The sequence below is a fragment of the Litorimonas cladophorae genome, assembly GCF_014652455.1.
Lineage (GTDB): Bacteria > Pseudomonadota > Alphaproteobacteria > Caulobacterales > Maricaulaceae > Litorimonas > Litorimonas cladophorae.
In genome coordinates this window covers 734,721-754,466 of record NZ_BMYV01000002.1, presented here as the reverse complement: position 1 = coordinate 754,466, position 19,746 = coordinate 734,721, and the positions used below count along the sequence as shown (strand labels likewise).

The window sequence follows — 19,746 nt, the reverse complement described above, 5'->3', positions numbered from 1 at the left end:
CACTATGACCCCCTATGTCCTTATCGTCGAAGACGAGACTGCGATCTCAACTCTGTTGGAGTATAATCTTCAGCGTGAGGGCTTTGAAACGGCATTGGCTGAAGACGGCGATATGGCGCTTTTGATGGCAGAAGAACGTGTTCCGGACTTAATCCTGCTAGATTGGATGCTTCCTAAGCTTTCAGGTGTTGAGGTATGCCGAAGATTGCGACGCCGGGAGTCCACATCTGAAGTGCCCATCATTATGTTATCCGCGCGCGGCGAAGAGGATGATCGAGTCACAGGTTTGGATATTGGGGCCGACGATTACATTATAAAGCCGTTCTCCATCCCGGAACTTTTCGCGCGAATCCGGGCTTTACTTCGTCGTATGCAATCCAATGTTCTGTCTGACGCGATCGTGGTTGGGGACCTACAAATTGACACGAAGGCCCATCGCGTGTCTCGCGCCGGTAATGACATTCATTTGGGTCCGACAGAATTCCGCCTTTTAGAGCATTTTATGCGTCGACCTGGGCAAGTCTTCTCCCGCGAACAGCTATTAGATGCTGTTTGGGGGCATGACGTTTACGTGGAAGTCAGAACCGTTGATGTCCACATCGGACGCCTTCGCAAAGCATTGAAAGTCGGCGACCGAAAAGACCCAATTCGGACGGTTCGATCCGCAGGGTATGCCCTACGGCCCGAACTTTAAGCACAAACATCTTCGCGATAGGCCAGATATCATCCATTTCCGCGTGAAGCGCTTGCCCTTGCAGGACTGCGGGCCTATGGCGCGGCAAACCTTCATCTGGTAAGATTACATGATCCGTTCGACCCTTGCGGCTTTTGCCGACTCCATTTCAGTTCCAAAGCCTAATCGCACAGGTCGCCTGACCTTGACGCCTAATCGGGTGAAGATCGAATTACTGGCGGGATTGACCGTCGCGCTTGCGCTCGTACCCGAAGCTGTTGCTTTTGCGTTCGTCGCGGGGGTGGAACCGCTCGTTGGCCTTTATGCGGCCTTCATCGTTGGCCTCATCACTGCCTTGATCGGCGGACGCCCAGGCATGATTTCAGGTGCAACCGGCGCGCTCGCAGTTGTCATGGTGGCCTTGGTCGCAGATCACGGCGTTGAGTATCTCTTCGCAACTGTGGTGCTGATGGGTATCATGCAGATTGGCGCGGGCTTGTTTAAACTTGGCAAATTTATCCGCCTCGTCCCGCATCCCGTGATGCTGGGTTTTGTCAACGGCCTCGCGATTGTCATCGGTATGGCGCAACTCTCGCAGTTTCAATCGGCCCCACCTGTTCGCATTCCCGGTGAGCATTATGGCCCATTCCATATTTTAGAAGGTACGTGGCTGACAGGAACGCCCTTAATATTGATGCTAGGTCTAGTGGTGCTGACTATGTTCCTGATTTGGGTGACCCCAAAAGTCACGAAAGCCATCCCTGCCCCTCTGATGGGCATCGGCATCGTGACCGCGCTCGTTATTGCGTTGAAATTGGATGTTCAAACCGTCAGTGATTTGGCCTCGATCAAGGGCGGCTTGCCGTCTGTCCATATCCCTGCCGTTCCATTAAACCTCGAAACGCTACAGATCATTTTCCCATATGCCTTGGTCCTCGCTGCGATTGGTCTAATCGAAAGTCTCCTGACCTTGAACCTTGTCGGTGAAATCAAGGAAGAACGCGGCGGCGCGTCCCAAGAATGTGTAGCCCAGGGTCTCGCCAATACGGTCACAGGATTCTTTGGCGGTATGGGCGGTTGCGCGATGATCGGGCAATCCATGATCAATGTGAAATCAGGAGGGCGCACACGCCTGTCGGGTATCAGTGCCTCGCTCTTCTTACTCGCCTTCATCCTTTTCGGTTCGCAGTTTATTGGCATGATTCCCCTCGCAGCCTTGGTCGGCGTGATGTTCATGGTCGTGATTGGAACCTTTGCTTGGCAGTCTTTTACGATCATGCGCCGCATCCCCCTAATCGACGCGCTCGTTATCGTGCTGGTCACGGTCGTGACGGTCTATCATGATCTAGCGGTCGCCGTGGTCGTGGGTGTTATCGTGTCCGCTCTGGCCTATGCATGGAGCGCGGCGAAACATATTGATGCGGAGACCGAAGAGGATGAAGATACGAAGGTCTATAAAATTGAAGGCCCGCTCTTCTTTGGCTCTATCGAAGGCTTTAATGACCTATTTGACGTCAAAGGCGATCCCAACACAGTGATCGTGGATTTTGCAAATTCACGTGTTGTCGATCAATCTGCCCTCCAAGCCATTGAAGGTTTGGCGGCGAAATATACGCAAGCGGGTAAAGCGATCAGCCTTCGCCATCTCACGCGCGATTGTCATTCATTGCTTAACCGTGCTGGACAGTTAATCGTCGATTCTGATGATGATCCAGAATATGAAATCGCAACTGATTATCGGGTCGTCACAGGCGTCTTCGGCGGCGGGCATTAAGACCTGCTTGCAGATCAAATAAATTCGACATAGCCTTAACGCTCCAAAGCGGGAGAGACGGCATGTGTGATGATATTACAGAACTCGAAAATCAGGGCTTTTACGAAAAGCTGATTACCCGACGAGACTTCAATCTCCTGGCTGGCGGGGCGGCAATCTCCATCGCGTTTGCGGGCTGTGCACCGGGTGAGACTGCCGCAGGCATTACAGAGTCTGACGTCCTGATCGAAACGCCAGACGGAACAGCGGATGCCTATTTCGCGCATCCGACCACTGGCGCACATGCAGCGGTTCTTATTTGGCCAGATATCGTCGGTCTGCGCCCGGCCTTCAAAATGATGGCCAAGCGTCTGGCGTCTGACGGCTATGCCGCCCTTGTCGTCAATCCCTACTACCGTCAGGTCAAAGCGCCGCTTGTTGAGGTCGGTCAAACCTTCCGTGACCCCGCTGTACGGGAAAAGATTATCCCTTACGCGCGCGCCCTGTCTCAGGACACAAACCGTATCGATGCCAAAGCCTTCATCGCTTGGTTAGACGCACAACCGTCTGTCGATACCTCACGGCAAATTGGCACCACGGGATATTGCATGGGTGGGCCGATGACGATGATCACGGCGGCCACTGTGCCCGACCGTATTGGCGCCGGCGCAAGTTTCCACGGCGGCGGTCTGGCAACAGATAAAGAGAACAGCCCGCATCTGTTGATCCCAACCATGAGCGCGGATTACCTCATCGCAATCGCCGCAAATGATGACGAGCGTGACCCGGGCAATAAGGACATTCTGCGCGAAGCCTTTGCCGCGACAGATAATGAAGCGGAAATCGAAGTCTATGAAGGCACGCAGCACGGATGGTGCCCACCTGACAGCGCCGTTTATGATGAAGCGGCAGCGGATAAGGCATGGGCGCGGAAGCTGGCGCTGTTTGAGACGGCTTTGAGTTAGTGCTTAATATCAACACTGCTGAGGCTGAATTCAAAAATAAAATTGATTGCCAGTTACCATATGATGAAACCGCGACAGTCGAACGTCTTATTGGTGAATCCCTTAAAATATCACCTGACGCCACGTTCGCGGTGCTACATGAGATTTGCAGAGCACCGAAAGGGCGAACGACATCTGTCGTTCAATTGAAACTGGCTGACCTTTGGCAAAGCAATGCAAAGCATTTGCTTTCAAATGAAATTTGTGACGTCGCAAAATCAATGATCAACGGAAAGGATCTTTCCGTTGATCAAGCCATAACATTATTAGACAAAGTGGCCGAATTCCCAGATTTAGGATCAGCACTCAATATAATTTATTTTTCATGCGATGACAAAGATGGAAAAATTGAACGCCACTATAACAAAATAATTGAACGGTGGCGCGCTGCGCAAATTTAATCCCGTTTCAAACATACAGCGGTAGCTTCACCGCCGCCGATACACAGGCTCGCCACGCCGGTCTTCGCATCGCGCTTTTCCATTTCAGCAATCAAGGTTGCCATGATCCGAGCGCCTGACGCACCGATCGGGTGGCCCAGCACGCAACCACCGCCATTGACGTTGACCTTGGCATGGTCAAGGCCGAGCTCTTGCATCGCGATCATGGGGACAACGGCGAAGGCTTCGTTGATTTCCCAGAGGTCCACATCTTCGGCGGACCAACCCGCTTTGCCCAGCGCCTTATTAATCGCGTTGACAGGGGCCGTGGTGAAGCGGGACGGCTCATGCGCATGGGCCGCATGTGAGACGATTTCGGCCAACACTTTGTGTCCGCCTTTTTCGGCGTCCGAGCGGCGCATGAGGACCAGAGCCGCAGCCCCGTCATTAATCGAACTGGCGTTGGCGGCCGTCACTGTGCCCTCTTTGTTAAACACAGGACGCAGGCTTGGAATTTTTTCGGGACGGGCATTGGACGGTCCCTCGTCCTTGGTCACAACCGTATCACCCTTGCGACCTTTGACCGTTACTGCCGTCATTTCCCGATCGAACTTACCTTCCGTTTCGGCCGACTGCGCACGGCGCACGGATTCAATCGCATAGGCGTCCTGCTGTTCGCGTGTGAATTGATACTCGCTGGCAATCTGGTCTGCGAAAACACCCATGGCTTTGTTGTCATAGGCATCTGTCAGGCCATCATGCATCATTGTGTCGACGACTTGTTGATTGCCCATGCGCATACCGCCGCGTGCTTTAGGCAAAATATAAGGCGCGTTCGTCATGCTCTCCATGCCCCCTGCGACGGCGACATTAATGGAGCCAGCTTTGAGCGCATCATGCGCCATGATGGCCGCCTGCATGCCAGACCCACACATCTTGTTGATCGTTGTGGCCTCAGCCGAAAGTGGCAAGTCTGCGCCGAGCGCGGCTTGACGTGCGGGGGCTTGGCCTTGGCCTGCGGGCAAAACACAGCCCATCAGAACTTGATCGACATCTGCCGGAGAGACTTTGGCTTCGTCCATCGCCGCCTTAATCGCCGCCGATCCGAGTTGCGGTGCGGTCACAGAGGAAAACGCGCCTTGAAATGCGCCCATCGGGGTACGGGCCAAACCAACAATGACAACAGGATCAGTAGACATAGGAATAACTTTCGAAAACTATTTTCGCCCTATCTATATAGTAGCGACGAGCAATGCCAGCGGGGTTCTGATTGCGTTCTGTGGTTTAATTTTGCGGATCGACGGCATTTTTGGCAGGCTCTGCCGCCTCACGCCGCGCCAGCTCTCGCTGAATTTTGGCCAGTTTTTCATTTCGCTCACGGCGTTGATCAAGCGCGACATAAACGCCGCCCGCGACCATGAAACATCCGAAAAGTAGTATAAAAAACAACATTTTATGCCCCTGAAAATAGAATAATCAGAACTTAGTCCTGCGTATTGGGCCCAGCAAGCGTGTCACCTTTTGCAGCTTCTTGAGCTTGCGCCTTACGCTTTGCGATCAGGGCTGCGCGCTTCATCTCGATTTCTTGACGTTTTCGGTCCGCCATCGTGTCTTTTCGAAACACGCGGAGCAAGGCGAAAACAATCACAAACGCCAAAACGATGACCAGAATTTCAACGGGCGTGAGCTGGAAAGATTCAAACATAACTATGTTTCCATAAAAAAGGGCTGCCGATAGTAAGTGGCAGCCCTGCGTTCATTTTCAAGATGTAGATTTACCAAAACCTACAGCGAGAGATTAATCACTGACTTCAAAAGTAATCTTCACGTTCACCCGATATTTATCGATCTTATTGCCTTTGATCGATGTCGACATCTCATTTACATAGGCGGAGCGGATATTCTTGACCGTCTTACCCGTGCGCTCAACGGCATGCTCAATTGCGGCTTCAAAAGACTTGCTGCTTTCGCTCATTACTTCGATTGTTTTCATTACGGCCATGGGTCTCTCCTTGGTTGGCTGGATTTACAACCTAAGGCTCTTTGATGTGGAGGACCAGTTAAGGGCTTGTAATGATGAGCGCTTGCTGGCGACGCCTATGCTGTTTGTGTGATCCAACCGCCGCCTAGCGTCCGCGCAGCATCATTGCGGTCTTCATAGAATACACACGCTTGCCCAGGTGACAGACCTATGTCTGGCTCATTGAGTACCACCACCATCTTATTGCCGCGCAATTCCAAACGTGCTGGTGCAGGCGGGCGCGTTGATCGCACTTTTACGCGAATATTCGTTCCGTCCAAATGTGCACCAAATTTGCCCTCGCCGAGCCAATTTATATCATCCAACCAAAGCGTATCGCGATCAAGCGCGCTGCGTGGCCCAACAACGACATGTCCTTTGTCTGCATCGATGCCCGTCACGAAGAGTGGATCTGTGCCCGTATCATCGCCAAGACCAAGTCCACGGCGTTGTCCAATTGTGTAATACATGACGCCGCGATGCTCACCCAAAACAGTTCCGTCTTGGTGAACAATCTTACCGGGCTGGGCCGCATGTGGCCGAATTTTCTCGATCACGTCCGTATATTTGCCCGTCGGGACGAAACAGATATCTTGGCTGTCTGGCTTTGCGGCCACATTCAGGCCTAGCTCGACAGCTAAACGGCGAGTCTCGCTTTTATCCATATGTCCTAACGGAAACCGCAAAAAGTCGAGCTGGTCACGTGTGGTCGCAAAGAGGAAGTAGGACTGATCTTTACCGCCGTCATAAGCGCGATGAAGCTCCGGTCCGTTCTTGCCTTCAATCCGTTTGATATAATGTCCCGTGGCCATGCAATCTGCGCCGAGGTCGCGAGCCACTTGCAACAAGTCTTTAAATTTGACCGTTTGGTTACACCGCACACACGGAATAGGCGTCGAGCCCTTTAGGTAGGTGTCGGCGAAATCCTCGATCACTTGTTCTTTGAAATTGGACTCATAATCTAAGACGTAATGTGGAAAGCCCATATCTTCGGCGACGCGTTTGGCATCATAGATGTCTTGGCCTGCGCAACAGGCTTTGGCTTTCTTGATGGCTTCGCCGTGATCATAGAGCTGCAAGGTCACACCGATAACGTCATAACCCTCCCGCGCGAGCAGAGCCGCGCAGACAGAGCTATCCACGCCCCCGCTCATCGCGACAACGACACGTGTTTCTGCCTCGGATTTACCAAATCCGAGCGAGTTTTTCGAGCTTTCTAACGTTTTATCCATGTCATCCAAAAAAAAATGCACCTTTTTCTAGGGGCCATATAGGGAGCGTTCTGTTCCAAGTCGATACAGGTGCCACAGCAGCGCCTGAGAAAAGACTCAATAGAATCAATTCGCTGCCGAACCGTGTAAGGCCTTGTTAACGATAATTTTGATTCCATTAACCTTCGTAAACACTTGTATCTAAACGCTTTTTTCGAACCTCTTTAAACTGTTTTTAAGACCCTGTCGCTTAGATGAATGACATAACAAAAACTGGGTCTGTGTGGGCGGATCAAACAAATGGGCAAAAGCATGTTAGACCGCAAAATTAAGCGTGAGAATGTTGTCATCGGACCAGAGGGTACACCTTTGACTTTGGCAGATCTCCCCAAACCCAACACCGTCCGATGGGTCATACGTCGGAAAGCCGAAGTCGTCGCAGCTGTGCGTGGCGGACTTCTTACATTAGATGGCGCGCTTGAGCGCTACGGCTTAACGGCCGAAGAGTTTATGTCTTGGCAACGTTCAATCGAAAGCCATGGCATCGCCGGATTGCGAACAACGCGGGTTCAACAATACCGTTAAACGCGCCGAATAAATTTGAATTTGAAAAAACCGTTCCCCCCAGAACGGTTTTTTTATGCCTGGGAATTGGGTCAAAAAAAAATAGAAATCTATTGCGATAAAATGAACAAGCATTTGATGTTTTTGCCGAGGATATCCTGAGTCAGTTAGAAGACTTGGCGGAACAAAATGGAATAGACCTTTACGCGGAAAGGGCGTGCAATGATGAAGCTGAGTAGAATTCTGAAATCTGCCCTTTTCATTGTCGCTATAGGTCTAAATGCTCCGGCTTGTGTCCCACAAGCAGAAGGAAATACCCTTGAGTCAACTCATTGCGATGACGCTAACTCGCTGATGTGGGGTTTACATTGGGCTAAAGATCTAGACCCTGGAGTTGATTTGAACAAACACAAGCTTTCTCTACTCGCTTGCGATCCAAAAGACCCCGCCCTTAAACTTGTCTTATTAAGTGCAATCGCAACCATAAGCATGCAGCACTCTGAGGATGGTAAAAGAATCCAACAAGGAGCGAGATATAGAGATAAAATCACCTCTCAATTTGTTTTCGAAGACCTCATACGTAAACGTATTTTGAAAGATGCCAAACAACTTCAAAATGAATTTGATTTTGAAACTGGTGATATTGCTCCTGAAACGGTTGCTTTGATGGAATGGCATATCTGTAACGATTATTCAGACAAGAGGGGACTGGCACGCTGTGGGACTGATTTTGAACCTTATCGCAAACGCGCCGAACTTAAATTTCCGAAAGTACGCCGAAGCTTTTTTAAAGGCGGCATCACGCATATTATCGGTGAGCCGGACCAGCCGGGGCCTCCAATCCCTTAACCCGAATTTACCACGCTTCTTCGTCAAACCTTAGGCCGCTTCCGCTATGTCTTTGTCAAACGGGCAAAGACCCGATTGGTATTTGGTGAAACGGAAATGGCAACATGGCCCAATTCAATACAAAAGCGTCTTACGCCCACGGCGATAGCTATGAGCCAGCGTGCCGACTGGTCAGCCTGTTCACAGCAAGCGGCGAGTCCGAGTCAACTTTTGATATGGCCATTAAATTAGGTCGCAAAGCGGCAAGCTATGGCGAAACAGTTCTAATCTTAGACGCCGTCGGTGGAGCGCTTCTTACGCGGGCTGGCATTGTTCATGCCCGAACTTTAGATGATGTCGCCCGCGGCACAGCCGAAACCCGTGACGCCCTTTATGTCACGTCAAATGAGCACTTTACCGCTGGTGCCGTTGGACCGCAAAGCTTGGAAGATGCGCTAGGGTTACTTGCGGCTTTGTCCCTATCGTATGATTGGGTCTTTGTTGTTCCAGAAGCGGGATGCACCCCAGCGCATGTGCGCTTAGGTGCGGCCTCCGATGTCTCACTTATGTCCTACAGTACACAAGGAGATGACTTCATGCGCGCCTATTGGATGGTTGATGCTGTCCGTCGTCGCGCCGTCGATTTCGACCCGATCATTTTATCGACCGGTGAAAAATGTGACGCCGTCGAAACAGCTTTGATGTTATCTGACACGGTGCGCGAACATCTCGGCGCGCCTATGCCGTATGGCGGTCACGTTGAGGATTTGCATGTGGAAACTCGACTTCTGTCGCAAATGAAAGCCCAAGCCGCACGGCGCGCGGTCGCTTAAATTCTCCACCGCAGCTTCTCAAAATGTAAAAATAAAATTTTCTGCGAAGGATTTGTCGCTGTCATCCGTGTGTAGTGTGTAAGCCACTCTCATTGGAGATTAAAATGACACGGAAATTACTCACGACTGCTTTGCTCGCATCAGGTGCAGCGCTCCTTATCGCTGCTGGTCCGAAAGCAGATTTGAACCAAGACGGCCAAGTCACAAAAGCCGAATTCATGCAAACCGCCACGGATCGCTTTGCAGCTGTTGACACAGATGGTGACCTCTTCCTGAGCAAGGACGAGCAAAAAGCGATGCATGAAGGCCGCCATGAAAAGCGCGCTGATCGTCAATTTGATCGCCTTGATGCCAATAAAGATGGCAATATTTCCCGCGCGGAAATGGACGCCATGCAAGATCAACGCAAAGCGCGTAAAGACGCCCGCAAATCCAAAGTTCTCGAAAAATTCGATACGAATTTGGATGGCGAATTGAGCGATGCCGAACGCACAGCCATGCGGGCCGAACGCAACGAGATGCGTGAAGACCGCAAAGCCAAACGCGGCGACAGAAAAGCACGCCGTGCAGAACGTCCGAAACCAGATGCAAATGGCGACGGACTGGTTTCTTTAGACGAGCATTTAGCCGTCTCTGAACAGCTTTTCATGCGCATGGATACCAATGGCGACGGCGTCTTGGTCAAGGGCGAAGGCCGAATGCGCAAAGGTCGCAAAGGCGACCATAAAAAGCGCGGTGGACAGTAAGCTGTCACGAACTGACCCTGATAACGACCTCCTGCCCGGTTTGCGGGCTGGAGACCCGGTAGCGCTCTCAGCACTGATGGATCGGCATTTGACGCGCGTGCATAGGCTGGCGTGGCACATGACAGGTGATCGCGCGCAAGCTGAGGATATTTCGCAAGAAACCTTCCTGCGGTTCTGGCAAGCAGCGCCTCGGTGGCAAAGCGACGGACAAGCCAATGTCCTGACCTGGCTACGGCGGGTAGCGACTAGATTGTGTATTGATGATCGTCGACGGAGCCGACCGATTTATTCGGATGTTATTCCAGATCAGCAAGACCCTACACCGCAGGCAGATCTCGAAATCGTCAGATCAGAGACAGCACAGCAGGTTCAGGCAGCTATCTTGACTTTACCAGAGCGACAACGCGCGGCCTTGGTGCTGTCATATTACCAGCAAGCCAGCCAAAGCGAAGGTGCGGCAGCTTTGGGCGTGAGTGAAAAGGCTTACGAAAGTCTTTTGTCTCGAGCCCGAACGAAATTGAAAACTAAGTTGATAGACGAAAAAGTGAGCGCATCCTTATGACCGACCTTGATAAGCTCTTAGCTGAAAACCAAGCGCCTTCGCCACGTGGTCATTTGTCAGACCGCATATTAGCGGCGGCGGAAACTGCCGTACCCGCAAATGATGATATTTCCCGTCGTCCGTGGTGGGCTATGGGCGGCATCGCGGCCATGGCCGTTATGGCAGCACTATTCTGGGCCCAACCAGATGCCGCAATTGATACAGACTGGAACCAAATCGCGGATGCTTCAGGCTTTAGTGAGCTTTACGATTGGGTCGAGGGCACAGACAGCTAGGGCTCCCTGCCTTAGGTCAGCAATACCAACGCTGCAACAACACCGACGAATACGATAAGGATCGCAAGTTTACTGACCCAACTCCGCTTCTTAGCGTCCGCGGGGGATTGCTCGGCGGTCCGAGCGGCGTGATTATCGACCATTAAAATCTCCTATCTGACTAGTGTCTTATTCCAACAACGCATAAGACCCGCTTATGGATGCATTAATTCTCGAAAACAAAACGGCGTTCTATTATTCGCTTATCGGCGTGGCACTGCTGATAATGTCCATTCGTCCGGCATTACGTCACCGACGCCTTATCAATATTCCAATCTTATATATCGTGGTCGGCGCAGTCATGACCACAATCGGATTGCCAATCATCACGCCCTCCAGCGGAGATTTAGCGATTTCGATCATCGAACGCGTCTCTGAAATCATAGTGATTATCAGCTTGGCTGGAGCAGGTCTGGCCATTGACGTCGGCACGAATTGGAGGCGGTGGATTCCAAGCTGGTGCTTGATTGGCATCGCAATGCCGCTCACCATTGCCGCAATTTTCCTATTGGGGTGGCAAGTTGCGGGCTTAGGACTAGCCTCTTCCGTCCTGCTAGGGGCTGCGCTCGCACCGACAGATCCTGTTTTAGCGCGGGCCGTACAAGTCGGCGGGCCAGGAAAAAAGCAAGATGGCGCGCGCGTCGCCTTAACATCGGAAGCAGGTCTAAATGATGGCCTAGCCTTTCCATTTGTCTGGTTGGCGATTGGACTAGCGGGAGCAGTTAGCCTTTCAGAATTCGATTGGGCCCAGTGGTTTCTCTATGATGCGGTCTATCGCACAGTCATTGGTATAGCTGTGGGCGTTGGGTGCGGCTGGCTTATCACGAAAGTCTTATTTGGCCCGCTAGGCGACGCCACAAATGAACGCGGTAATCCCGTCATTGTTCTCCTCTCCTCGACATTCATCGCCTACGGATTCGCCGAAGCCCTACATGGTTATGGTTTTCTATCTGTCTTCGTTTCCGCACGGGCCAGCTTAGTTTTCGCGCAGAACACCACCGCGGAACCTTATGAGAAAATGGCGCATAACTCGGCCGATCAAATTGAAGCCGTCCTGATGGCCATCTTACTCTTGTGGTTTGGAGCTTATATCGGGGCCGAACTTTGGCACCAATGGACCTGGACGGATTTGGCGATCGCCATCGCAATCTTGCTGATCGTTCGTCCCGTTATTGCTTATCTGGCAATGATCAGAACCTGTGGGAATTGGCGCGATAGATTGAAAGTCTCTTTCTTCGGCATTCGCGGCATGGGGTCGATCTTTTACATTGCTTATGCGCAAACCCACGCAGATTTTGACGGTATAAACGACGTCTGGCGGATCGCCGGATTGACGATACTGCTTTCCATCATCATCCATGGGCTTTTGGCGGAACACCTGATGGAGATGGGTGAAGGCGCTGAAAGCTCATAAAAAAACAGACCTATAAAAAAGAGCCGTTTTTCATTCAAATCGGGTGAAGGCGTTTAAGCAGATTTGCGTGCCATTGCGCGTTCTGCTTTGGCCGCGAGACGGCGGGCTTTGATCCGTTCGAAACTATCCAAAGCATCCAAAGCGACCTTCAGCTCATCCGCTAATTGTCCGCTTTGCGCGCCGATATCACCCAGCGTACGGCGGAGGTTTTCTTTGCGCGCAATCACAGATTTGGCGTAGCTGCCATAGGCGACATAGCCTTCTTTCTGCGCATTCGCATCGACTTCATCTTCAGGCACGCTGTCATTCAATTTGCGGATCTGACGCTCTAGATCTTCGCGCGTTGCGACGAGGACCGAGATACGTTTTTGCAAATCTTCGATCTGAAACCGCGTCTTTGCAAGATTACGTTCGCTTGAATGCGCCATGTGTCTCTCCACCATTTGGTATCACCCAATACCGTTATGTTAATCGTAGAAGGCCCGCCCGAGAGTTGTCCTCGTGTCCGGCCCTTCGCCATTCTTGAAACCTTCATACCCAATTAAGTTTACGGTCTGGTGAAAGAGCGTGGTTAAGCGATGATGAAAGGCAGCCAGAGGCGTAAACCATATCGTTACGGACCCGAATCTGAAATCGGCCCCTGCCGAAAGCTAACAGACTCGTTAACGTCGTTAACACTTGATTTACGGTATGCGCCTACGTCAGAGGTTCTATTAACTATATCTCGGCGTTCGACGGGATCTCGATTCGCCTGGGAGGGGACAAAAATGCGGGTTCTTCTAATTGAAGACGACATGGCCACAGCACAGGGCATTGAACTGATGCTCAAATCTGAAGGCTTTAATGTCTATACAACAGATCTTGGCGAAGAAGGTGTCGATCTCGGCAAACTCTATGACTACGATATCATTCTGCTAGACCTTAACTTGCCAGATATGCCGGGCTTTGACGTGTTGAAAACGTTGCGCATGGCTAAGGTGAACACACCGATCTTTATCCTGTCGGGTACAAATGACATCGACAGCAAAGTCCGCGGCCTCGGCACTGGTGCTGATGATTTCATGACCAAGCCTTTCCACAAAGACGAACTTGTTGCGCGTATTCACGCCGTTGTTCGTCGCTCCAAAGGTCACAGCCAGTCCATCATCACGACAGGCGACATCAAAGTGAACCTTGATGCCAAAACAGTCGAAGTTGGCGATCACCGCGTCCACCTGACTGGCAAAGAATACCAAATGCTAGAGCTTCTCTCGCTCCGTAAGGGCACGACCCTCACCAAAGAGATGTTCCTCAACCACCTTTACGGCGGCATGGACGAACCCGAACTCAAAATCATCGATGTCTTTATCTGTAAGCTTCGCAAGAAACTCGCAGCCGCCACAATGGGCGAACATTACATCGAAACTGTCTGGGGCCGAGGCTATGTCCTTCGCGATCCCGCCAAGGACAAGATGTCAGCCTAAGCGCTTTCAAAATATCGGGACCCCCTCCACTCTGTCCCAAAAATAACCCTGCCCTTGTGCCTTTCGCAAAAAGCGAAATTCACGCGGCGGGGTTTTTTATTGCCCTAAAATAATCTGAACCGTCGCAGGTCCTTTAAGGGTTTAGCTGTGGCTCTGAGCAGCGGTATAGCTGTCCTGAATGAGATCGCGCACCCATTGGGTCGGCTTCATATCAATCGTAAGATTTACCCGCTCTTCCAGGCCGCCATGCGTAATCCGGTGTTGGTCTGAAAGTTTTAAATACCAACATTCCCCCGCTTGCATCGGCACGGGCGTATCATTCAGGTAAAATGTCACATTCTCGCCGCCAAAAATCGGAATAGTCAATCGCACAACGGAATCTGGAACTTCGAGACCTAACATGGGGTCGCAATGTTGGCGCACTTCGGACCCAGGTTCCAGCCGAAGCAGGCGCGCCAATGTCACCTGAGTATGTTGGTTAAACGCTTCAATGAGGCTCATGATATAGGGCGAGCGTGTCGGCGGGTCCTCGGGCTTACGTTCATGCGGAAGTTTCAGCATGACCGTGGAATAGAACATATAGGGATGTAACCCCATCGCGTCATATTCAGCACGCAATCGCGCGGCATCATAAGACAAAGGTAACTTCACTCGATCCACCACATGGGGATCCATCTGTTTAGGTTGCGCCATATAAACAAAGTAATCGAAAAAGCCGATAAGGTACAGAGCGGCAGGAAATTTTATCGCCATCCGCGCGGGCTTCGCCAGCGGAAGAGACTGTTCCGAACTCTGTATTGCCTCAGAACCGTTTGGGTTCTTGTATCTCTTATCTGGAAAAATGCCCCGAAGGTCGGGATGTTCGCGAGTGTATTCTAGGGTCCAGCGGAACTGGAAAAGCTTGGTTTTGGTTTTCGACCCCGAAGGGACACTCGCGACAACGCCTTTTTCCACTGCCGGCCGAACACAGAAGTCTCGTCTGAATCAGCTCGCGGCAGGCCACCCAGATTGACCGACATTACCCGATCTTTCCCAATGACAAGCGCCGCTTCTTTCCGACCAAGCCAATGTGCACATGACCGCCCGTTGAAAGAAGACCATCTTAAAATGACACGAAAATCATAATCGGGGATGCATCTCTCGTATTAATTGATAAGGCATTGAAAACGAACGGAATGTCTAACCTTGCAGGTGAGTTTAAGCGAGGATTGATTGCGCAACACATGACGATTGGTTGTTGTAGCAGAGACCCCGCTCAGTTTTGATGAAGTGTTCGGGTTCAAAGTGAGCGTCTTAAATCGCCTAAAGAAGGACACTCAACTAAGTTCAGAAACGGAAGGCTCGAAAGCTCTATACCGTAGCAGTTCGGTCATTTGGTTACTCGAAGACTGATTGAAGGGTTTTTTGCTTATACTTGAGAACACGGGCTGCCACGAGGCATAGACAAGCTATCGTCAAAATTATGGGTAATTCGATGCCAAAATCTATGGAATGGATAGCGTAGGTTTGAGTGCGAAGTTCACCATCCACTCCTAGTTCAGACATTCTCTGGGTTCGATGAATTGTATTTAGAACGAATTGCACAATCGTTGCAATAATTGCAGCCCAGCCGCAGATGATTAAATAATATTTCAAAGAAGTTTCAGTCATTCCGAAAGCTTTCCCTGTTTCTCTAACATATGAGCCCCAAAGAAACAGAGTGGCGAGAGAGCCAAGTTTTGAATACCGTAAGCGATACTGCGAACAACCGTGATCCAAAGCTCGGGCTGTCTTGCGTCTCCAATGGATTGCAATTGAATCCCTGCATAAATTTGAGTCAGCGCCAACAAGACGCTGACAAAGGGAATCATCCAGCCAAATACGATAAGAACAGTGCGTAACACCCTACCGCTCCATTACGTCGGCATTGCTCTGTCCCTGAGGAACGAGCGACCAGATATTTTCATTGCGAATGACGTTTAGCTACCATAATTATTGTTATCATGGCGAGCAATACGGGACAAGATTAATCCAGCCCCCATAAAACGTCTAAATTTTTAATTTATGCTTTGGGGCAAAAACCGACATATTGTGAGCAGCTTAAAATCGCCCAAAGTAGGACGCTGGGTCGTCGTCCACTTTTTAAGTTGGGGCGAAACACAATCCGCTTTTTGCAAGACGCTTAGTTCTCCGCTACACTTGTCGCGCATAAAACGAAAAGGCGCGTTCAACATGGTCAAAGTTCTTGGAATTGGGGGTTTGTTCTTTCGCTCGAAAGATCCTGCGGCGCTGGCGGCGTGGTATCAGACCCATTTGGAAATCGCGCCTGCCCCAAAAGATATGACGATGCAGCCTTGGGTGAGTGAGACAGGCGTGACTGTTTTCTCACCCTTTGACGAAGCCACGGACTATTTCGCAAAGGACCGCACCTTCATGTTAAACTTTCGCGTGGCAAACTTGGAGGCGGCCCTGACCGAACTCAACGCTGCCGGCATCGAAAGCGGCGAGGTGTCGAGTATGGAGGGCGTCGGGCACTTTGCGCGCATCCATGACCCAGAGGGCAATCCCATTGAATTGTGGGAACCGTCACAGCCTGCCGAAGACTAGCTATCTCTAGCTATGAAATTATCGCGCCATGACATTATTTCGCGATGGATGACTGGTAAATGGAAGACCGCGAAGTTGCCGATTTGGCCACGGAGGCAGCTCAGACGCCGCCAGAGACGAAAACACTTTAACACCTTTTGATCCGCATATGGGTTGGAGGAGCGCCGACAGCTTGCCCCGTCAGTCTGCCCTTCTGCATGACCACAATTCATCGCGAAGCTTTGGACAAATATTTTTCCCTATGACAGAGTGCGCTTTCAAAACAAAACCCAAGGAACGACTATGAAGAACCTATTTGATGTATCAGGAAAAGTTGCCGTGGTCAGCGGCGGGTCCAGCGGTATCGGGTTCATGATGGCGCAAGGCCTGCTCGAAAATGGCGCAAAAGTTTACATCACGGCGCGCAAAGTCGGCCAATTGGAAGAGGCGCAAAAGGCTCTATCCGAATTTGGCGAGTGTGTCGCTATTCCATCTGACCTGTCCTCGCTCAGCGGTATCGAAGGATTTGTGGCTGAGCTCAGCAAACACGAAAGCAAGCTAGACATTTTGATCAATAATGCGGGCGCCGTTTGGGCAGCTCCGATTGCCGATTTTCCAGAAGAAGGCTGGGACAAGGTCATGGACATCAATGTCAAATCCTTGTTCTTCATGACGCAGAAATGCCTGCCTTTGCTAAAAGCCGCTGGCACATCCGAAGACCCTGCGCGCATTGTCAATATTGCTTCTATCAACGGCATCCGGAACTCGGGCATGGCGACCTATTCCTACACGGCCAGTAAATCTGCCGTCGTCCATCTGACGACCCATATGGGAACAGATCTCGTGAACGATAATATCCTCGTGAACGCTATTGCGCCGGGATATTTCCCAAGCAAGATGACAAAGTCGATTGTCGAGAATGAAGCCATGACCAAATATGCGCTGACTAAAATTCCACGCGGTCGCATGGGTACGCCCGAAGATATTGCAGGCACAGCCCTGTATCTTTCCTCACGTGCATCCGCCTTCGTCTGCGGTCAAACCATCGTCGTCGATGGCGGTCAGATTTCCACAGCGTAGAAACGTACCTTCGCGTAAATCCCCAGTGTAAAGCTGGGGAAACGGACGCAGACTTGGCCTTGTCTCGCAGGGCGAAGTCCCTATCTTAAACACATGTCCAATTCCCCCGCCTCTTCAACAGTTACGGCAGTCTCCGATACGAATATGTCAATGTGGCAGCCGCATCGTCCTGAACGGCCAACAAAAATTGAGGGCGGGAAAACATTCCGCCTCGTCAGTGAATTTGAACCCAAGGGCGATCAGGTCACTGCGATCCCAGAACTTGTTGCGGGCGTAAACTCAATTGAGCGCGATCAAGTGCTGCTGGGCGTCACGGGGTCGGGCAAAACCTTTACGATGGCCAAGATCATCGAACAGACACAGCGCCCTGCCCTGATTATGGCGCCAAACAAAACTTTGGCCGCGCAACTCTATTCCGAGTTTAAGAGCTTCTTCCCCGATAATGCTGTCGAATATTTCGTCAGCTATTATGATTACTATCAGCCAGAAGCCTATGTCGCGCGCACAGACACCTTCATCGAGAAGGACAGTAGCGTCAACGAACAGATCGACCGTATGCGTCACGCGGCAACACGCGCGATCCTAGAGCGCGATGATTGTATTATTGTCGCCTCTGTCTCCTGTATTTACGGCATTGGTTCGGTTGAGACCTATGCGGCCATGACAATTGATTTGTCGCAAGGTCAGCAGATCGAAACGCGTACGCTCATGCAGCAACTCGTCGAGCTCCAATATACCCGCAATGACCTCGCCTTTCAGCGCGGCAGCTTTCGTGTCCGTGGGGATACGATCGAGCTCTTCCCGGCCCATTATGACGATACGGCTTGGCGCTTTGAATTCTTCGGAGATGAAATCGAAAGCATTACAGAATTTGATCCGCTGACGGGACGGTCCACGGCTGAAAAATCCAGCGTACGGGTCTATGCCAACTCCCATCACGTCACGCCGCGCCCAACCGTTCAGTCCGCCATGAAGGGTATCAAACAAGAACTAAACGAGACGCTGAAACTCTTCGAGAGCGAAGGCAAATTGGTTGAAGCCCAACGTCTGGCGCAACGGACAGAATTTGATCTGGAAATGATGGCGGCGTCAGGATTCTGTAACGGCATCGAAAACTACTCGCGCTATCTGACAGGACGTGCGCCGGGGGAACCGCCGCCAACTTTGTTTGAATATCTACCCGAAAATGCGCTGCTGTTCATGGATGAGAGCCATGTGTCCGTGCCGCAAATTCGCGGCATGTCGCGTGGCGATATGAACCGCAAAATGACGCTGGCCGAGCATGGCTTCCGCTTGCCGTCATGCATCGATAACCGCCCGCTAAAATTTGAAGAATGGGACGCAATGCGCCCCCAGACGGTGCATGTGTCTGCCACCCCCGCTGATTGGGAGTTGGAACGCACAGGCGGCGTATTCACGGAACAAGTCATCCGGCCCACGGGCCTATTGGACCCGCCCGTCGAAGTGCGGCCTGTGTCGGGTAAAACGCATAACCAAGTCGACGATGTCATTGACGAAGTTAAGAAGGTCGCCGCAAAAGGCTTCCGTTCACTGGTCACAACGCTCACGAAAAAGATGGCTGAAGACCTGACCGAATATATGAATGATCAAGGCATTCGCGTGCGCTATATGCACAGCGATGTCGATACGCTGGAACGGATCGATATCATTCGCGATCTGCGATTGGGCGTATTTGATGTTCTGATCGGGATTAACTTGCTGCGCGAGGGTTTGGACATTCCCGAATGTGCCTTCGTCGGAATTTTGGACGCGGATAAAGAAGGCTTCTTACGTTCGGAAACCGCATTGGTTCAAACCATCGGTCGGGCCGCGCGGAACAGCGAAGCGCGCGTTGTTCTCTATGGCGATAAGATCACAAAATCGATGAAATATGCGATGGACGAAACCAAACGTCGTCGCGCTCGCCAAGAAGCCCATAACCTCGAACATGGTATCACGCCGACAACCGTCTTGCGCGGTGTCGCAGATATTGTCGGCGACAGCGCCGCCAGCCAAAAGATCAAGGACGAAGCCAATAGCTACACCCCGACGGGTCGCAAGAAAGGCGCGAAAAACCAAAAACGCGCGCTCGAAATGGCCGAAGGGCAAGAGCCTTATATGGGCGGCAATATGCAAGCCGCGATGGCGAACCTAGAAATGCGAATGTTCCAGGCGGCCGAAAACCTTGAATTTGAAGAGGCGGCCCGTCTGCGCGATGAGATGAATACGCTCAAAGCAACGGCGGCTGAAGCAGAAGGGTAATACGTCTGCCCCTAATCACGGCACGTGTACTCGTGGCCTGCGGATCAAGTAGAGGTTCAGGGCAAATCGATATG

At 51.4% G+C, this 19,746-nt stretch carries 24 protein-coding genes; 15 read left to right on the top strand and 9 right to left on the bottom strand.

All coding sequences use genetic code 11. The features are described from left to right. The first annotated feature begins 4 nt into the window (after window positions 1–4). From phoB to IE073_RS11240, 4 genes are all read left to right on the top strand, one after another. On the top strand, window positions 5–694 hold the full coding sequence (gene phoB / locus IE073_RS11255; RefSeq protein WP_189585797.1) for a phosphate regulon transcriptional regulator PhoB: 690 nt from the start codon (window positions 5–7) through the stop codon (window positions 692–694). A 109-nt stretch (window positions 695–803) separates the two neighbouring features. After that, a complete protein-coding gene (locus tag IE073_RS11250) occupies window positions 804–2,447 on the top strand; it encodes a SulP family inorganic anion transporter (RefSeq protein ID WP_189585794.1) in 1,644 nt (547 codons plus the stop codon). Between the two features lie 62 nt (window positions 2,448–2,509). Then, window positions 2,510–3,391, top strand: a complete 882-nt coding sequence (locus tag IE073_RS11245) for a dienelactone hydrolase family protein (RefSeq protein ID WP_189585791.1) — start codon at window positions 2,510–2,512, stop codon at window positions 3,389–3,391. Beyond that, on the top strand, window positions 3,391–3,831 hold the full coding sequence (locus tag IE073_RS11240; protein WP_189585788.1) for a hypothetical protein: 441 nt from the start codon (window positions 3,391–3,393) through the stop codon (window positions 3,829–3,831). The genes IE073_RS11245 and IE073_RS11240 overlap by 1 nt, the downstream gene beginning before the upstream one ends. Here IE073_RS11240 and IE073_RS11235 read toward each other — a convergent pair. The 5 genes from IE073_RS11235 to mnmA all read right to left on the bottom strand — a co-directional run bounded on the left by IE073_RS11235 (window position 3,828) and on the right by mnmA (window position 7,062). After that, on the bottom strand, window positions 3,828–5,009 hold the full coding sequence (locus tag IE073_RS11235) for a thiolase family protein (RefSeq protein WP_189585785.1): 1,182 nt from the start codon (window positions 5,007–5,009) through the stop codon (window positions 3,828–3,830). The genes IE073_RS11240 and IE073_RS11235 overlap by 4 nt on opposite strands. A gap of 85 nt (window positions 5,010–5,094) precedes the next feature. Further along, complete coding sequence (locus IE073_RS11230; RefSeq protein ID WP_189585782.1) at window positions 5,095–5,262, bottom strand: hypothetical protein; 168 nt, start codon at window positions 5,260–5,262, stop codon at window positions 5,095–5,097. A gap of 31 nt (window positions 5,263–5,293) precedes the next feature. Next, window positions 5,294–5,515, bottom strand: coding sequence for a hypothetical protein (locus tag IE073_RS11225; protein WP_189585779.1), 222 nt, complete (start codon window positions 5,513–5,515; stop codon window positions 5,294–5,296). Window positions 5,516–5,608: 93 nt separating this feature from the next. Beyond that, window positions 5,609–5,812 (bottom strand): dodecin family protein, encoded by a 204-nt coding sequence (locus IE073_RS11220; protein ID WP_189585776.1) that lies wholly within the window; start codon window positions 5,810–5,812, stop codon window positions 5,609–5,611. Window positions 5,813–5,907: 95 nt separating this feature from the next. Further along, the gene (gene mnmA / locus IE073_RS11215) at window positions 5,908–7,062 is read right to left on the bottom strand and encodes a tRNA 2-thiouridine(34) synthase MnmA (protein WP_189585773.1); all 1,155 of its coding nucleotides are present in this window, start codon (window positions 7,060–7,062) and stop codon (window positions 5,908–5,910) included. A gap of 291 nt (window positions 7,063–7,353) precedes the next feature. Here mnmA and sciP point away from each other — a divergent pair, with 291 nt between their 5' ends. The 6 genes from sciP to IE073_RS11185 all read left to right on the top strand — a co-directional run bounded on the left by sciP (window position 7,354) and on the right by IE073_RS11185 (window position 10,849). Further along, window positions 7,354–7,626 (top strand): CtrA inhibitor SciP, encoded by a 273-nt coding sequence (gene sciP, locus IE073_RS11210; RefSeq protein ID WP_189585769.1) that lies wholly within the window; start codon window positions 7,354–7,356, stop codon window positions 7,624–7,626. Window positions 7,627–7,827: 201 nt separating this feature from the next. Beyond that, complete coding sequence (locus tag IE073_RS11205; RefSeq protein WP_189585766.1) at window positions 7,828–8,454, top strand: hypothetical protein; 627 nt, start codon at window positions 7,828–7,830, stop codon at window positions 8,452–8,454. Window positions 8,455–8,558: 104 nt separating this feature from the next. Further along, complete coding sequence (locus IE073_RS11200) at window positions 8,559–9,266, top strand: MinD/ParA family ATP-binding protein (RefSeq protein WP_189585763.1); 708 nt, start codon at window positions 8,559–8,561, stop codon at window positions 9,264–9,266. A 104-nt stretch (window positions 9,267–9,370) separates the two neighbouring features. After that, the gene (locus tag IE073_RS11195; protein WP_189586321.1) at window positions 9,371–10,012 is read left to right on the top strand and encodes a hypothetical protein; all 642 of its coding nucleotides are present in this window, start codon (window positions 9,371–9,373) and stop codon (window positions 10,010–10,012) included. Next, complete coding sequence (locus tag IE073_RS11190; protein ID WP_189585760.1) at window positions 9,930–10,574, top strand: sigma-70 family RNA polymerase sigma factor; 645 nt, start codon at window positions 9,930–9,932, stop codon at window positions 10,572–10,574. Before IE073_RS11195 ends, IE073_RS11190 begins: the two co-directional genes overlap by 83 nt. Beyond that, entirely contained in the window at window positions 10,571–10,849 is a 279-nt protein-coding gene (locus IE073_RS11185) for a hypothetical protein (RefSeq protein ID WP_189585758.1), read from the top strand. Before IE073_RS11190 ends, IE073_RS11185 begins: the two co-directional genes overlap by 4 nt. An 11-nt stretch (window positions 10,850–10,860) precedes the next feature. Here IE073_RS11185 and IE073_RS14225 read toward each other — a convergent pair whose 3' ends face one another. Beyond that, complete coding sequence (locus IE073_RS14225) at window positions 10,861–10,992, bottom strand: hypothetical protein (RefSeq protein WP_267905573.1); 132 nt, start codon at window positions 10,990–10,992, stop codon at window positions 10,861–10,863. Window positions 10,993–11,045: 53 nt separating this feature from the next. Here IE073_RS14225 and IE073_RS11180 point away from each other — a divergent pair, with 53 nt between their 5' ends. After that, window positions 11,046–12,302 (top strand): cation:proton antiporter, encoded by a 1,257-nt coding sequence (locus tag IE073_RS11180; protein WP_189585755.1) that lies wholly within the window; start codon window positions 11,046–11,048, stop codon window positions 12,300–12,302. Window positions 12,303–12,355: 53 nt separating this feature from the next. On the opposite strand, the gene IE073_RS11175 is transcribed toward IE073_RS11180, so the two are convergent. Further along, entirely contained in the window at window positions 12,356–12,730 is a 375-nt protein-coding gene (locus tag IE073_RS11175) for a flagellar export protein FliJ (protein WP_189585752.1), read from the bottom strand. Between the two features lie 339 nt (window positions 12,731–13,069). Here IE073_RS11175 and ctrA point away from each other — a divergent pair, with 339 nt between their 5' ends. Further along, window positions 13,070–13,765, top strand: a complete 696-nt coding sequence (ctrA, locus tag IE073_RS11170; RefSeq protein ID WP_189585749.1) for a response regulator transcription factor CtrA — start codon at window positions 13,070–13,072, stop codon at window positions 13,763–13,765. A 141-nt stretch (window positions 13,766–13,906) separates the two neighbouring features. Here ctrA and IE073_RS11165 read toward each other — a convergent pair whose 3' ends face one another. Both IE073_RS11165 and IE073_RS11160 read right to left on the bottom strand, forming a co-directional pair. Further along, window positions 13,907–14,518 carry an aspartyl/asparaginyl beta-hydroxylase domain-containing protein gene (locus tag IE073_RS11165; protein ID WP_233350025.1) on the bottom strand — a complete coding sequence of 204 codons (612 nt, stop codon included), beginning with the start codon at window positions 14,516–14,518 and terminating at the stop codon, window positions 13,907–13,909. A gap of 893 nt (window positions 14,519–15,411) precedes the next feature. Next, window positions 15,412–15,648 carry a hypothetical protein gene (locus IE073_RS11160; protein WP_189585746.1) on the bottom strand — a complete coding sequence of 79 codons (237 nt, stop codon included), beginning with the start codon at window positions 15,646–15,648 and terminating at the stop codon, window positions 15,412–15,414. Window positions 15,649–15,976: 328 nt separating this feature from the next. On the opposite strand from IE073_RS11160, the gene IE073_RS11155 reads away from it, so the two are divergent. The 3 genes from IE073_RS11155 to uvrB all read left to right on the top strand — a co-directional run bounded on the left by IE073_RS11155 (window position 15,977) and on the right by uvrB (window position 19,672). Further along, window positions 15,977–16,351, top strand: coding sequence for a VOC family protein (locus IE073_RS11155; RefSeq protein ID WP_189585743.1), 375 nt, complete (start codon window positions 15,977–15,979; stop codon window positions 16,349–16,351). A gap of 282 nt (window positions 16,352–16,633) precedes the next feature. Next, on the top strand, window positions 16,634–17,410 hold the full coding sequence (locus IE073_RS11150; protein ID WP_189585740.1) for an SDR family oxidoreductase: 777 nt from the start codon (window positions 16,634–16,636) through the stop codon (window positions 17,408–17,410). Between the two features lie 93 nt (window positions 17,411–17,503). Further along, a complete protein-coding gene (uvrB, locus tag IE073_RS11145) occupies window positions 17,504–19,672 on the top strand; it encodes an excinuclease ABC subunit UvrB (RefSeq protein ID WP_308428359.1) in 2,169 nt (722 codons plus the stop codon). Window positions 19,673–19,746: the final 74 nt, after the last annotated feature.

Bases quoted from the DNA above. Each gene is read 5' to 3' on its own strand.
- IE073_RS11195 (WP_189586321.1), top strand. From the start codon at position 9,371: ATGACACGGAAATTACTCACGACTGCTTTGCTCGCATCAGGTGCAGCG.
- IE073_RS11250 (WP_189585794.1), top strand. From the start codon at position 804: ATGATCCGTTCGACCCTTGCGGCTTTTGCCGACTCCATTTCAGTTCCA.
- sciP (WP_189585769.1), top strand. From the start codon at position 7,354: ATGTTAGACCGCAAAATTAAGCGTGAGAATGTTGTCATCGGACCAGAG.
- IE073_RS11175 (WP_189585752.1), bottom strand. From the start codon at position 12,730: ATGGCGCATTCAAGCGAACGTAATCTTGCAAAGACGCGGTTTCAGATC.
- IE073_RS11155 (WP_189585743.1), top strand. From the start codon at position 15,977: ATGGTCAAAGTTCTTGGAATTGGGGGTTTGTTCTTTCGCTCGAAAGAT.
- IE073_RS11220 (WP_189585776.1), bottom strand. From the start codon at position 5,812: ATGGCCGTAATGAAAACAATCGAAGTAATGAGCGAAAGCAGCAAGTCT.
- IE073_RS11205 (WP_189585766.1), top strand. From the start codon at position 7,828: ATGATGAAGCTGAGTAGAATTCTGAAATCTGCCCTTTTCATTGTCGCT.
- IE073_RS11230 (WP_189585782.1), bottom strand. From the start codon at position 5,262: ATGTTGTTTTTTATACTACTTTTCGGATGTTTCATGGTCGCGGGCGGC.
- IE073_RS14225 (WP_267905573.1), bottom strand. From the start codon at position 10,992: ATGGTCGATAATCACGCCGCTCGGACCGCCGAGCAATCCCCCGCGGAC.
- mnmA (WP_189585773.1), bottom strand. From the start codon at position 7,062: ATGGATAAAACGTTAGAAAGCTCGAAAAACTCGCTCGGATTTGGTAAA.
- IE073_RS11150 (WP_189585740.1), top strand. From the start codon at position 16,634: ATGAAGAACCTATTTGATGTATCAGGAAAAGTTGCCGTGGTCAGCGGC.
- IE073_RS11165 (WP_233350025.1), bottom strand. From the start codon at position 14,518: ATGGCGATAAAATTTCCTGCCGCTCTGTACCTTATCGGCTTTTTCGAT.
- IE073_RS11180 (WP_189585755.1), top strand. From the start codon at position 11,046: ATGGATGCATTAATTCTCGAAAACAAAACGGCGTTCTATTATTCGCTT.
- IE073_RS11235 (WP_189585785.1), bottom strand. From the start codon at position 5,009: ATGTCTACTGATCCTGTTGTCATTGTTGGTTTGGCCCGTACCCCGATG.
- phoB (WP_189585797.1), top strand. From the start codon at position 5: ATGACCCCCTATGTCCTTATCGTCGAAGACGAGACTGCGATCTCAACT.
- ctrA (WP_189585749.1), top strand. From the start codon at position 13,070: ATGCGGGTTCTTCTAATTGAAGACGACATGGCCACAGCACAGGGCATT.
- IE073_RS11185 (WP_189585758.1), top strand. From the start codon at position 10,571: ATGACCGACCTTGATAAGCTCTTAGCTGAAAACCAAGCGCCTTCGCCA.
- uvrB (WP_308428359.1), top strand. From the start codon at position 17,504: ATGTCCAATTCCCCCGCCTCTTCAACAGTTACGGCAGTCTCCGATACG.
- IE073_RS11225 (WP_189585779.1), bottom strand. From the start codon at position 5,515: ATGTTTGAATCTTTCCAGCTCACGCCCGTTGAAATTCTGGTCATCGTT.
- IE073_RS11200 (WP_189585763.1), top strand. From the start codon at position 8,559: ATGGCCCAATTCAATACAAAAGCGTCTTACGCCCACGGCGATAGCTAT.
- IE073_RS11245 (WP_189585791.1), top strand. From the start codon at position 2,510: ATGTGTGATGATATTACAGAACTCGAAAATCAGGGCTTTTACGAAAAG.
- IE073_RS11190 (WP_189585760.1), top strand. From the start codon at position 9,930: ATGGCGACGGCGTCTTGGTCAAGGGCGAAGGCCGAATGCGCAAAGGTC.